This is a genomic window from Hyphobacterium sp. CCMP332 (assembly GCA_014323545.1).
Classification (GTDB): Bacteria; Bacteroidota; Bacteroidia; order Cytophagales; family CCMP332; genus CCMP332.
Map to the genome: position 1 here is coordinate 2,278,761 of CP058647.1, position 13,689 is coordinate 2,292,449.

12 protein-coding genes are annotated in these 13,689 nt (G+C 37.0%); 8 read left to right on the forward strand and 4 right to left on the reverse strand.

Going from position 1 to position 13,689, the window contains the following annotated elements:
* The first annotated feature begins 32 nt into the window (after nucleotides 1-32).
* The 7 genes from HZR84_10035 to HZR84_10065 all read left to right on the forward strand — a co-directional run bounded on the left by HZR84_10035 (nucleotide 33) and on the right by HZR84_10065 (nucleotide 8,265).
* Nucleotides 33-1,058: a quinone-dependent dihydroorotate dehydrogenase gene (locus HZR84_10035; GenBank protein ID QNL22264.1), complete on the forward strand. Its 1,026-nt coding sequence runs from the start codon at nucleotides 33-35 to the stop codon at nucleotides 1,056-1,058.
* A gap of 56 nt (nucleotides 1,059-1,114) precedes the next feature.
* The gene (locus HZR84_10040) at nucleotides 1,115-3,550 is read left to right on the forward strand and encodes a DNA translocase FtsK (GenBank protein ID QNL22265.1); all 2,436 of its coding nucleotides are present in this window, start codon (nucleotides 1,115-1,117) and stop codon (nucleotides 3,548-3,550) included.
* A 5-nt stretch (nucleotides 3,551-3,555) separates the two neighbouring features.
* Complete coding sequence (locus tag HZR84_10045; protein QNL22266.1) at nucleotides 3,556-4,200, forward strand: outer membrane lipoprotein carrier protein LolA; 645 nt, start codon at nucleotides 3,556-3,558, stop codon at nucleotides 4,198-4,200.
* A gap of 53 nt (nucleotides 4,201-4,253) precedes the next feature.
* Nucleotides 4,254-5,198 (forward strand): App1 family protein, encoded by a 945-nt coding sequence (locus tag HZR84_10050; GenBank protein QNL22267.1) that lies wholly within the window; start codon nucleotides 4,254-4,256, stop codon nucleotides 5,196-5,198.
* Entirely contained in the window at nucleotides 5,195-6,076 is an 882-nt protein-coding gene (locus tag HZR84_10055; protein QNL22268.1) for a diacylglycerol kinase family lipid kinase, read from the forward strand. The genes HZR84_10050 and HZR84_10055 overlap by 4 nt, the downstream gene beginning before the upstream one ends.
* 58 nt (nucleotides 6,077-6,134) lie before the next feature.
* Nucleotides 6,135-6,476, forward strand: coding sequence for a hypothetical protein (locus HZR84_10060; GenBank protein QNL22269.1), 342 nt, complete (start codon nucleotides 6,135-6,137; stop codon nucleotides 6,474-6,476).
* A gap of 79 nt (nucleotides 6,477-6,555) precedes the next feature.
* Nucleotides 6,556-8,265, forward strand: coding sequence for a SulP family inorganic anion transporter (locus HZR84_10065; GenBank protein QNL22270.1), 1,710 nt, complete (start codon nucleotides 6,556-6,558; stop codon nucleotides 8,263-8,265).
* A gap of 39 nt (nucleotides 8,266-8,304) precedes the next feature.
* Here the strand turns inward: HZR84_10065 and HZR84_10070 are convergent, their stop codons facing one another.
* From HZR84_10070 to sucC, 3 genes are all read right to left on the reverse strand, one after another.
* The gene (locus HZR84_10070) at nucleotides 8,305-9,405 is read right to left on the reverse strand and encodes an acyloxyacyl hydrolase (GenBank protein ID QNL22271.1); all 1,101 of its coding nucleotides are present in this window, start codon (nucleotides 9,403-9,405) and stop codon (nucleotides 8,305-8,307) included.
* Nucleotides 9,406-9,528: 123 nt separating this feature from the next.
* Nucleotides 9,529-10,392, reverse strand: a complete 864-nt coding sequence (locus HZR84_10075; GenBank protein ID QNL22272.1) for a UDP-2,3-diacylglucosamine diphosphatase — start codon at nucleotides 10,390-10,392, stop codon at nucleotides 9,529-9,531.
* A 167-nt stretch (nucleotides 10,393-10,559) separates the two neighbouring features.
* On the reverse strand, nucleotides 10,560-11,771 hold the full coding sequence (gene sucC, locus HZR84_10080) for an ADP-forming succinate--CoA ligase subunit beta (GenBank protein ID QNL22273.1): 1,212 nt from the start codon (nucleotides 11,769-11,771) through the stop codon (nucleotides 10,560-10,562).
* A 111-nt stretch (nucleotides 11,772-11,882) separates the two neighbouring features.
* Here sucC and HZR84_10085 point away from each other — a divergent pair, with 111 nt between their 5' ends.
* The gene (locus HZR84_10085) at nucleotides 11,883-12,539 is read left to right on the forward strand and encodes an ABC transporter ATP-binding protein (protein QNL22274.1); all 657 of its coding nucleotides are present in this window, start codon (nucleotides 11,883-11,885) and stop codon (nucleotides 12,537-12,539) included.
* Here the strand turns inward: HZR84_10085 and HZR84_10090 are convergent.
* Nucleotides 12,536-13,510: an OmpA family protein gene (locus HZR84_10090; protein QNL22275.1), complete on the reverse strand. Its 975-nt coding sequence runs from the start codon at nucleotides 13,508-13,510 to the stop codon at nucleotides 12,536-12,538. The genes HZR84_10085 and HZR84_10090 overlap by 4 nt on opposite strands.
* Nucleotides 13,511-13,689 lie beyond the last annotated feature (179 nt).

The window sequence follows — 13,689 nt, forward strand, 5'->3', positions numbered from 1 at the left end:
ATTAGGTATTTGCTTTATCCTATTTTTGCGCCGTGTATAAATCCATCCTTCAACCCATTCTTTTCCTGATCGATGCTGAAAAAGCGCATCACCTTACGACCGGACTTTTGAAGGCCCTATTGAAAATCCCGGGAGCAAAAAGTGTTTCAAAATCGGTTTTCTCATTTAGTGATCAAGGACTTGAAAAGGAAGTATTCGGTTTAAAATTTAAAAATCCCATAGGATTAGCGGCCGGTTTTGACAAAAACGCTGAATTCATTCATGAACTCTCCACTTTTGGATTCGGATTTATTGAGATCGGCACGGTGACTCCTCTGGCCCAACCTGGTAATCCTAAGCCACGACTTTTTCGATTAAAAAAAGATTTTGCACTAATTAACCGGCTTGGATTTAATAATCTTGGTATGGAGGAAGCCATTCGGCGATTAAAAAACAGGCCTAAAGACCTGATTATTGGTGGTAACATTGGGAAAAACAAGTCAACCCCAAACGAAGAAGCTTATCGCGATTACGAGATTTGTCTGGAAGGCCTATATCCTTATGTTGATTATTTCGTTGTAAATGTCAGTTCACCGAATACACCGGATCTGAGAGCTCTGCAGGAAAAGGAGCCATTGCTCAACCTATTATCAAGACTTAAAACAAGGATGGCCGAAAAAATTAAAGAAAAACCCATTCTTCTGAAAATAGCCCCGGATTTAAATTCAGATCAAATTAATGATATAGTAGATATTGTTCTTGAAACCGGTATTTCCGGAATGATAGTTAGCAATACCACCATAAGTAGAGATGGTTTGAAAAGCGATAAAAATTTAATTCAGGAAAAGGGAGGTTTAAGCGGAAAACCATTGAGTGAGAAATCAACCGAAATCATTAAAGAAATAAAAAATAAATTACCCGATTTACCGCTAATTGGCGTTGGTGGTATATCTGATTATGAATCAGCAAAAGCAAAACTAGATGCAGGAGCAGATCTGGTTCAAATGTATACTGGCTTTGTTTATGAAGGGCCGGCGATTGTAAAAAGAATTAACAAAGCAATACTTAAAGAGAAATAGATATTTTTGCTTTTAGGGATTGCCACTAAATTCAATAAATTTGATTTTTCCCAAATATGGCGAGAAACAGCGCAAATCAAAATACTTATAAGACCAAAAAGGTAAAATCAGGAAGCAGAAAAACCATCCGCCTGAATTTTCTTCACGATAAGAGATTTCACCTGGCTGTGGGTTTTTTTCTAATGGCCCTGTCCATTTTTCTTTTCATTAGTTTTCTTTCCTATTTATTTACGGGAAAATACGACCAGTCGGTAATTGGAGCCATTGGCTCTGAAGATTCAAGGGAATTGGGTCTTGAGAGTAAAAACTGGCTTGGACTCTTGGGCGCATGGACCTCGCACTTGTTTATTTTCAAGTGGTTTGGCATTGCAGCATTTTTTATTCCCCCGCTCACCTTTTTTTCGGGTCTCGAAATTTTGACTAAAAAACCAATTTTTAGCCTCTGGCGATTTTCTCAGCTTTCAGTATTCGCATTGATCTGGATAAGCCTGATGTTAGGATATATGGTTTACCAGTCCGAAAATCTGCAGGAATTACAATACATCTGTGGTGGCATAGGATTTGAATTTGCTATCGTTCTGCACAGCCTTATCGGATGGGGCACAATAATTTTCCTCCTTTTAAGTCTGGCCATATTTATCGTCTTCTTTTTAGACATCAATAACATTTTCAGTTTTAAAACCGCATTTACCAATCAAGAGGAAGAAAATACAGAGAATGAAAATGAAACCGGAATCGGTGATAACCCATTTGAATCCGCAAACACCGAAGATGTAGAAAAAGCATTTGACTTATACGAAGATTACAAAGGGGAAGATGCTGAACAAGAGGAATTTGAAGAAAACTATAAAGATAATGAGGCCCCCAATACTGAATTAGTAATAGAAGAGGCCCCCAGGGAAGAAAAGATTGAAAGAGTAGAGGAGGATCACGAGCTCGAGGTAGAGGAGAAGAAAGAAGAAAAACACATTTCCGAACTTGAGCATTATGATCCTAAACTCGACCTTTCGGATTATAAATACCCTTCGGTCAATTTATTAAAAGACTATGAAGACACCGGAGGAAAAGTAACCAAAGAAGAGCTCGAAGCCAACAAAGATAATATCGTTGCTACTTTATTAAATTTCAAAATCGGAATATCCAGCATTAAAGCTACCATCGGCCCAACGGTTACACTTTATGAAATTGTACCGGAGGCGGGAATAAAAATCTCAAAGATCAAAAGTCTGGAAGATGATATAGCCTTGAACCTCGCCGCTCTTGGAATTCGAATCATTGCACCGATTCCCGGAAAAGGAACGATTGGTATTGAGGTGCCGAATAAAAACAGGGAATTGGTTTCTATGAAATCGGTTGTCACTACAGAAAAATTTCAGGATTTTGATAAAGAACTTCCGGTGATTTTGGGGAAAACCATTTCCAATGAACTGTACATTTCGGATTTAACCAAAATGCCTCACCTTCTGATGGCGGGTGCAACAGGCCAGGGAAAATCGGTTGGTTTAAATGTCATACTGACATCGTTGCTGTATAAAAAACACCCTTCGCAGTTAAAATTCGTATTGGTCGATCCCAAGAAAGTGGAACTGACACTTTTCAATAAAATAGAGAAGCATTTTTTAGCCAAACTTCCGGACAGCGAAGAGGCGATCATAACCGATACCAAAAAAGTAATAAATACCCTGAATTCGCTGTGTATTGAAATGGATACCAGGTATGAAATGCTCAAGGATGCAGGTTGTAGAAATATTAAGGAATACAATAAAAAATTCACCTCACGCCGATTAAATCCCGAAAACGGCCATAGATATCTACCTTATATCGTTTTGATTATTGATGAGTTGGCAGATTTGATGATGACCGCAGGAAAAGAAGTGGAAACGCCCATTGCACGTTTGGCCCAATTGGCCAGGGCTATTGGAATTCATTTGGTAGTTGCCACTCAGCGGCCTTCAGTTAATGTCATTACAGGAATTATTAAGGCCAATTTCCCAGCAAGGATTTCTTTTAAAGTGACTTCAAAAGTGGATTCAAGGACAATTCTCGATGCAGGAGGTGCCGATCAGTTGGTTGGAATGGGAGATTTTCTATTCTCACAGGGTTCTGAAACAGTTCGTTTACAATGTCCTTTTGTCGATACCGATGAGGTGGATAAACTCTGCGATTTCATAAGCGATCAGAGAGGCTATGAAAGCGCTTTCAAATTACCGGAGTACATTAGCGAAGATGATGAGAAAATCGGTGATTTTGACATTAAAGACAGAGACAGCATGTTTGAAGAAGCAGCGCGCTTAGTGGTATTGCACCAACAGGGCAGTACGTCTTTAATACAAAGAAAGTTGAGCCTAGGCTATAATAGAGCGGGAAGAATTATTGACCAATTGGAAGCAGTCGGAATTGTTGGCGGATTTGAAGGTAGCAAGGCACGTCAGGTATTAATTCCTGATGAACATAGTTTGGAACAGTATTTGAGTGAATTGATAAAAGACTAAAACACATGAAAAGATTAATTGTAGCATGCGCGATAATGGGAATGGCAATTGCCTCACATGGGCAATACGATAAAAAAGCCAAGGAATATCTTGATAAGGTGAGTGAAAAGTTTCAAAAAATAAACGCTTTTAAGGCCAGCTTTACCTATAGCATGGAAAGTCCCGCCAACGATGTCAGCGATTCGTTTTCAGGGGAAATTATGGTTAAAGGTGATGATAAAATCAAACTGGACCTCAGGGATCAGATTATATTTATTGATGGCACCACTCAATGGAATTATCTGCCCGAAGATAAAGAGGTGAATATCGTGGAATACGATGCCGAGGAAATGGAATTTTCCCCGGATAAAATTTATAATCTCTATAAGACCGGTTATAAATACATTTATATAGAGCCAATAACCGAAAAAGGCAAGACTTACCACGTGATTGACCTTGTTCCGGAAGACAGAAACAAATCCTTTTTTAAGATTAAGCTGTTTATCGAAGACAAAACAAGCAATATAGCGAGCTGGAGGATTTATGAAAAAAGCGGGAACAAGTATCAGTATAAGATCACCTCTTTTGAGGAAAATGTTAAGCTGAGCGACTCTGAGTTTAAATTCGATAAAACGAAATACAAAGGGGTAGAGGAAATCGATTTAAGATAGGCTTTGATTTTATAAAATAGAATAGGCAGGATTTACAAAATTCTGCCTTTTTTATGAATGACTTAACCTCAATCACTGAAATGAATTACCTCTGGCAAGTTCAGGCATTACAATTGGATTCGAAAATGCTCATTCGAGGAACCGTTTTAAAAGGATCAGGAAAAGGCTATCGATATCCAAAAAGCATTCTCGGAAATTTATTGAGTGTGCTGGGGACTTATCGCAAAAAAACCGTAAAGAAAAAGCGGATAGATATTTATTACAATGGGAAGCTTAGTTCTGCCAAGACAGACAAAAAAGGGCATTTTGAAGCACTCATTGATTACAATGAAGGAGATTTAAAATTTTCAATTGGAGAAGAAGAATTACTAATACCACAGGAATATCCGGTAATTTTCAAAAGCGGTAATTCTGACCTGAATGTCATTTCCGACATCGATGATACGGTTTTGGTATCACATGCCACGTCAATTTTAAAACGAGTTTACACACTACTTTTTCTCAGGCCAAAAAAAAGAAAGTCAATTATTTTCACCTATGAACTCTTGAATTTTACAAATTCCCTGGGAATGAGGACTATTTATCTATCGAAAAGTGAAAGTAATTTATTCGGTCTGATTTCTTCTTTTATCAATTACAGCGAATTGCCAAAAGGCATTCTCATTTTAACACCCTTTTTGAAATTTAAGAATCTACTTAAACCAGGGAAAGGCAAATTGTATAAGGAAAAAAACCTTGAGAAAATCCTTGAGAATAGCGGTGATAGAAAATTTATTCTGATCGGAGATGATTCACAAAATGACATGCGCGCCTATACCCATATTTGCACTAAATTCCCAAAACGAATTTTGCTGGTTTACATAAGACAAACCTCTTTAAAGCGTGATAAGAGCCAGGATGAACAATGGGAAAAGCTACTTGACTGTGGCGTAAAGGGTATTTACTTTAATGACTCAGATGAGTTTGAAAGTGCTGAAATTTCTGATTTAGTACAATGAATTATCTAATAGTAATAAATCCTGTTTCAGGAGATGTGGACAAGAGCGAATTTGTATCTGAAGCAAAGGATTTACTCGAGAGAAATGGACATCGAGCGGAGGTTTTTAAAACAACAGGTAAAAGGGACCAGGTTGAACTGGAAAAAAAGATTTCAGAACTCAGTCCCGATAGAATAATTGCAGGAGGAGGAGATGGCACCATTTTGCTATGTGCTCTTGCAGTAATAGATGAAAATATACCTATAGGAATTGTGCCTTTGGGCTCAGCCAATGGAATGGCGGCAGAATTAAAGATTAATTCAGAACCCATTGAAGCTTTAAAGGAAATTATGATGTCCTCCCGTTGGATAGATATTGATATATTGAAAGTCAATGAGAAACATTATTCAATACATATTGGCGACGTAGGGACCAATGCAGAAATCGTTCATAAATTTGAAAAAGGAAAGGAACGCGGGATGGTTTCGTATGCTAAATTCTTTATTGAGGAATTGAGAAACTCAAAACCTTTTAAGGTTGCAATTACAACAGAAAATAATAGAATAGAAGAAAATGTCATAATGTTGGCCATTTGTAATGGCAGAACCTATGGTACTGGAATTCCCATAAATGTTCAGGGAAAGCCGAATGATGGAGTATTTGAATTGGTAATTATTAAGGAAGTAAATTTTAATGCACTGATTAAAGCCGGTTTGTCCAAAATTGATGAAAGGTTTTTTGGGGATGAAGCAATTGAAGTCTTCAGTGCAGAAAAAGCTGAAATTAAACTTGGAATGAAAAAAAATTTACAGCTTGATGGAGAGGTTATTGGTGAGGTTAGTGATTTGAAAATAGAGATTATTCCATCCGCTATTAAGCTAGTAGTCAACAAAGAATAGACAAAAAACATCCCTTCTGAAATTTCGAAATTAAATAATAATATCGTATTATGGTAGAGTGAAAAGTCAAAAGCAATTTATTACTGTTGTTGCAGTCCTAATCTTAAGCTCAATATTCCTTTCGGAAGTGAGTCTCATGCTTTTTGATCAACCTCTCGAAGAAACTTATGAAGAGCGTGAAGAGAAACGTGATACATTTGAAAAAGAGGAGGATTTAAATAATTCCAGAAAAATCAATGATAATTATGTCCGGGATTATATTTCAAACGAAGAATTTTCAAAATTAAACTCCAATAAAGGAGTCAGCATTATTCTGGATGAGAGCGCAAATTCCGGATATTCGAAATGCACAGTACCCCTATTCATAAATTACTGTTGTCTCAAAGTTAACTTCTGTTAATTAGTTTTTGTATTGATGACTTGCTCATCTCCTTTTTGGCCCTAATCGGGCTTATTTCAAACAAAAATTAATAACAGAAATGAAGTTCTCTTTAAATGAAATCTTTGCTAATGTGCAAAGAGATGCCCTGGCCGGTACGGTTACGGGTATTATGGCTGTTCCACTTACTGTTGGAATTTGCCTTATGTCCGATTATCCTATTATGACAGGATTATATACAGTGATTTTTGCGGGCATTGTAAGTTTTGTAAGCTATTTATTCAAACCTGGTAATTATACAGGCATGCCAGGTGTAGCTGCCGGTCTGGCGCCCGCCTTGGCATTGGGTGTGAGTACATTTGGCTATGAAAACATGCCATTTGTTATTTTTGTAACAGCTGCTTTTCAGGCTTTGGTTTGGAAGTACAGGTTGGAAAGATATATTCTTAGGATTGTTCCTCATTATTTGGTAGAAGGCCTTTTAGCTGGAGTTGGGCTAAAAATTGCTTTAAAATTCGTTCCGTTTTTATATGATATAGAACATGAGACAAATACATGGTTGAACTTTGAACGTGAAGCCGTTATCCTTTTAAGTTTAGTGTCATTTATCTCCTTCGTTTTTCTGTTTAAATACTACCAAAAGAAAATGCCTGCAATGCCCTATATAGTAATAATGTTGACGAGTATTGCATTGAGTTTTATCATGCCTTTACCAAGAATTTCAATTGATGTAATTCCATTCAATCTCGCTTTGCCTATTCCACATTTAGATGGAATGAATGGATCTCAAACAGCAATTATGATGCTTGAAATGCTGGGCTTTGCCTTAATGCTAGGCACAATCGATATTATTGAACAGGTAATGAGCAATGTGGCTATTGAGAAAATGGATCCCCATAAGCGCAAAACTGATTCAAATAACAGTCTTTTTGCAATTTGGATTGCCAATATGGGTGCAACTTTTTTTGGAGGCATGACCAATCTTGACGGATTGGCCAAAAGTACTACCAATACTGTAGCCGGGGCTGTTACCAAGCTTTCAAATCTTTTTACAGCAGGAGTTTTACTAATAGTAGTTTTGTTTCCTCAAATATTAGAGCACATGCCTGAATATGCTTTGGGAATAATAATGGTTTACTCAGGTTGGAAAATGATAGCCAATATAGCACATGTCCGTTCTGAAGGAAGATATGCTCTCATTATGGCCGGAATTTGCGGCTTAATGGTTTTTGAGTTTGGAATCTTCGAAGGTCTTCTTTTAATACTATTAGCACATACAATAGTACAATACATCTTTATTAGAAGGACAGGAAAACCAACTCAGTATGCAATCAATACCTTTTTAAATACATTCAAATTGGATGAGCAAAATAGTGCACTTGAAAGGGAGGATATGATTTCTGAGCCTTTGCTTCCAATTCACGATAAATGGGTTCGAGCAATAAATAGTCATGATATTGAAGCTTTAATGAAATTATATTCGAATGATATCATAATGATTCCCGCTTTTTCTACCAATATCCGACGCAATAAGATTCAGGTAAGGAATTTATACAAAGACCTCTTTGAGAAAGATGATCTTGAAATTATTCCGATTAGTTCTTCTATGCAAAAGGTAAATGGATTGAAAGTTGACTCCGGTTTATATCGAATAAAATGGAAGTCACAGGGATTTGAAGAAGATAACATTCTGAGATTCTCGATGGTTATTAAAGACAATACAATTCATGTACATCATGCTAGTCTGGAACCAAGTAATGATCAATCACTTGCTCATCCCGAAGCTTTTGATTTAGATTATATAGATTGACAATTCCTATTGGTGGAAGGCCCTATTTGCTTTCCACCCTTAAAATTTTAATCCAAGCCTGACATCCATAATCTCTGCCACTTCCAAATGTGTTTTCATACTAAAACCGAGATTCAGGTATTTACCCAACTGATAAAACAAAGCGTAGCGCTGATAAAAAAGCGAAGGAGTATTCGGATAATCCTTGTATGCATAAAGGCCCAATTGTTGTGAAAACATAAATCGACCGAGGAGAAAACCGTGTCCTGCCATTAGGTTAAAAGTACGATGATCAAAATCTTCCCCCCATCTTTGGTTTCTTAATTTCCAGGATTCATCAGAAATATATTCGAAGCCAAAAAGTAATGCATTAAGTTTGGAAATAGGTTTTATTACTCCGGCTTCAAGGCCATAAACAGGTCGCTGAACATCGCTCATACTACTGTCAAATGCCTCAACCGTTTTTAGTGAAGCAATCAATCGGGCATAATATTTTAGTTCTCTGTTGAATTCGCTGACTTTTTGATATTTTGTTAAATCGGAGCTCACAGGATTTAAAACATAGTCCAGCCCAAGCATAGCTGTAGGGAAATTCATTCCCAAATTTGGCTGTTTCATACCACCATTAGAAATATGATTATAAAAGAGCCCACCATTTAAAATTAGATTGGGTTTAAGATTGTAATTTGCATGCAAACTTACATTTAGCATATAGCTCAATGCTGAACTGTAAAAGAGGTTTACCGGATTGGTATTTTCATCATAGGGTTTATTCAAATATGATAATGCCATTGAAGCTCGATATGAAAAATTCAATCGGTTATTTACATTGAAATAGGGTTCAAGAAAAAAAGCAAGGTTATAAGATTGACCAAGCTGATCTCTGTTTCCATAATCGAAATACATAAAGCTAAAACCGGTTCGCGCATAGCAATTACATGAACGCCATGATTTTTCGGAAATATTAAATCGGCTAATTTCAATTTGCAAACCTCGTGGTGTACTGCTGGCAATTTGCCTAAGCGTATCGCGATGGGGAATTATAATGCCACTAAAATGGAATTTGACGCCAATGTATACTGGTCTGGAGCTTTCATTAGAATTTTGAGAACTGACATTTAAGGAACTGCCAATCAAAACTATAAATAAAACTATTCGCAATAAAAGCATATAGAATCAGGCTTCATTCATAATTATTTATATGGAATAAGGTAATTAAAATAAAAAATCCCCCGATAACAACCAGAGGATTTCCATTTTACCAATAATTAAAATTTTGAATGATTAAAATTTTTTGAATTCAGATAACATTTTTTGAAACAGTTCTTTATTGTTCAATTCTTCAATATCCGGAATTTCCCCATTCAAGCTTTCCTTTTCACTTGAATCTAGACTATCATCCTCATTAAAATAGTAAATGCGCCATTTTTCCTTATCGTATTCAAGACTACTCAAATTTTCCACCCAGTCTCCGGAATTTAAATATCGAACGGAATTACCATTTTTATCTGTAATAAGTTTATCAGTTGGTTGATGAATATGTCCGCAAACTATTAGATCATATTTTTTTTGAATACCCAGCTCAGCTGCTGTTTGTTCAAAACTGTTTATAAAAGAAACGGCTGATTTAACATTGTCTTTAATGCGTTTGGAAAGTGAAACTTTTCCTTTTCCAAAAAAGGCACGTATTCGGTTTATACTGAGATTCAGAATTATTAATGCATCATAACTAATGGCTCCTATTCGAGCCAACCAGGGCGAATATTGCATGGTAAAATCCAATATATCCCCGTGAAAAAACCAGGTCTTTTGGCCATTCAATTTCAATTCATATTGATTGGCTATTCTAAAATTTCCCATTTTCAAGCCATCAAACTTCCTCAGGGTTTCATCGTGATTTCCGGTGATGTAAATGACCTTTGTCCCCTTCGAAGCCATATTAAGCACCTGTTTAACAACTTTCATATGAGAATTGGGCCAGTAGCGTTTCGAAAATTGCCAGAAATCAACAATATCTCCATTTAAAATGAGAGTTTTTGGCTGAATGCTTTTAAGATATTTATTTAGCTCTCTGGCCTGAGAGCCATAGGTTCCGAGATGGACATCAGAGATTACAACCAGTTCAACTTTTCTTCTTTTTTTATTCATTTCATCTGAAAAGGAAATCCCCTTTTCTCAACTTAAAAGAAATGAATAATTATGAACTGGATTTTATCCCGCTATGATTTAATTGTTAATTATCAGGCAAAAAAAGCCCCTGATTTACCTAGCATTAATTGCGTAGATCAGAGGCCTAATTTTTCCAAGAATTTTTTTTAAGATAGTACTTCTCTTACCTTATCGGCTGCCTCGCTTAAAAGAATAGCAGAAAATACTCTCAATCCTGAATCCTGTATGATTTTGGCACCTTCCTCGGCATTGGTTCCTTGTAACCTTACAATAATAGGCACAGGGATATCTCCAATTTTCTTGTAGGCTTCTACCACACCTGAAGCCACTCTATCACAACGAACGATTCCACCGAAGATATTTATAAGTATGGCTTTTACGTTTGGATCTTTTAGAATAATTCTGAATCCGGCTTCCACAGTTGTGGCATTGGCGCCTCCACCAACATCAAGGAAATTGGCCGGTTCTCCACCGGAAAGCTTGATGATATCCATAGTAGCCATTGCCAAACCGGCACCGTTGACCATGCATCCTACATTTCCGTCCAGTTTAACATAATTTAGATCAGATTCTGCCGCTTCTACTTCTAAAGGATCTTCTTCACTTTTATCTCTTAATTCAGCGATTTTAGGATGTCTGAACAAGGCATTGTCGTCAAAATTAACTTTCGCATCAACAGCAATGATTTTATTATCGCTTGTTTTTAGCATGGGGTTGATCTCTATCATGGAAGCATCTGTCTCTTCATAGGCCCTGTATAAATTGAACAAAAACTTAACACAATCCTTAAATGCATTTCCACTTAGACCCAACGCAAAGGCCACTTTTCTAGCCTGAAATCCTTGCAATCCCACAGCAGGGTCAATCCATTCCTTTATAATTTTTTCCGGTGTTGAAGCCGCAACTTCCTCAATATCTACACCACCTTCGGTACTGGCCATGATCACATTGGAACCTGTAGCTCTGTCGAGAAGTATTGAAACATAAAACTCCTTATGATCTGATTCACCGGGGTAATAAGCATCCTCAGCAATAAATATCTTCTGTACTACTTTTCCTTCTGCTCCCGTCTGATGCGTAACGAGAGTGCCACCCAAAAGTGCCCGTGCCATAGTGCCAACCTCTTCAGCTGTTTTGGCAATTGCAACACCTCTTTGTTCGGTTCCCTTAATTTTCCCTTTTCCTCTTCCTCCTGCATGTATTTGGGCTTTTACAACAAAGATGGGAGTTGAAGTTTCTGACTTAAGTTTTTTAGCAGCTTCTACTGCTTTATCAGGTGACTCCGCTACAATTCCCTGTTGTATGCTAACACCAAAATCCTTTAATATTTCTTTTGCTTGATACTCGTGGACGTTCATTGGATATGTTTTGAATTGAGTTGCCAAACTAATCCATTTCGATTTCAATTTCAAGAATGATTGATCTATTCAATTGCTTTATGTTTAATTTGGCATTTGTAATAATAAAATATGCTCAAAGCTCAGGCAATTACGAAAAGTTATGGCAAGCTCCAGGTGCTCAAAGGCATTGATCTGGAAATTAAATCCGGAGAAATAGTATCAATTGTAGGCGAATCCGGCGCAGGTAAAAGCACACTATTGCATATTTTAAGCTCTCTTGATGAACCCGATGGCGGATCCGTTTACCTGAATGATAAGGATGTAAATGCAATGAAACGCAGAGATCTGGCCACATTCAGAAATAATGAGATAGGTTTCATTTTTCAATTTCATAATCTTTTGCCAGAATTTTCAGCTTTGGAAAATGTGATGATTCCCGGCATGTTGGGCAAAAGAAAAATCGAACAAGTCAAATCAAAAGCCCTGGAACATCTTGAGTATTTAGGCTTGAAAGACAGAATGGATCACAAACCTTCGGAACTGTCGGGTGGAGAGCAGCAAAGAGTTGCAGTAGCCCGGGCTTTGATTAACTCACCAAAAATTATATTTGCCGATGAGCCTTCGGGTAATCTCGACTCAAAAAATGCAGAAGAACTGCATAAATTGTTTTTTGATTTGAGAGATGAATTCGGTCAGACATTTGTGATCGTTACACATAACAGAGAGCTTTCGAAAATGGCCGACCGAAGGATTCTGATGACAGACGGGAAAGTAAATTCAGATTAATTGCCCAATATCTGAAAAAGTTCGTCCAGTTTTGGTGTTAGAATAATTTCAGTTCTACGGTTCTTTTTCAGGGCTTCTTTTGTAGCCGCCTCATCAACCGGCATATGTTCTCCACGGCCGGCAGCAATTACCTGTTTAGGATCAACGCCATTATCAACCAGAATTCTTAGAACTGAAGTAGCACGCATGACGGAGAGATCCCAGTTGTCATTCATATATTTAGAGGATTTAGAAATTTTCTGCGTATCGGTGTGGCCCTCTACCATCACATTTACTTCGGGTTGGTTCTTTAAAACATTGGCTAACTGAACAAGCGCTTGTTTTCCTTTTTCATCGATCTCAATACTTCCTGTGCTAAAAAGCAATTGGGACGCCAGTGAGACATAGACCTTGCCATTTCTCACTTCAACGCTTAAGTCATTTTTCTCAAAACTCAGTAAAGCATCGTTAACAATGTCTTTTAATTTTTGAACAGCAGAATCTTTTTTTGCCAAAATTCCTTCCAATTCCTGCACTTTTCTTTCCCTAGATTCCAGATTGCTGGTGAGCGAATCAATGGATTTCTGATTTTCCATCAGGGTCTGTTCGAGGTTAATAAGGGCTTTTTCTTTTTCAGCGATACTCTTTGCGAGCTTGTCGGATTTTAAAGTGGAAGATTCTAATAATTCTTTATAATTACTCTGCAATCTTTTGTTGGAAGAATCCAATTCAGTATAAAGGTTTTGTGCCCTTCCAAGCGCACTTTTTGTATCCTCCAGCTCTTTATCGAGTTCCTCCTTAGAGGCTTTAGTCGAATTGTATTTGGCATTCAGATTGGCGTATTCTTCATTGCATTTGTCCAGTTTATCGCTGGATTGTTCAAAATCAGCAGATAATTTTACTTTTTCAGCGAGCAATTCATCGTATTTTTTTGTTGATACACAAGATGATATAAGTAGCAAAGCAGCAATTGTTAGAATATTAACCTTCATTTCGAATTGATTTTTGATTAATGCAAAGTAATTCAATTATTATATAAGTATAGATTTATTTGTGCAACTATTTTGTATTTATTGAAGTTTAAATATTCCTGACGGATTACTTAAAATCCGGGCAATTTTATTGTTAAGGTAAATAACTTGTATTTGCTAAATTTACCTGTCGAAATCAT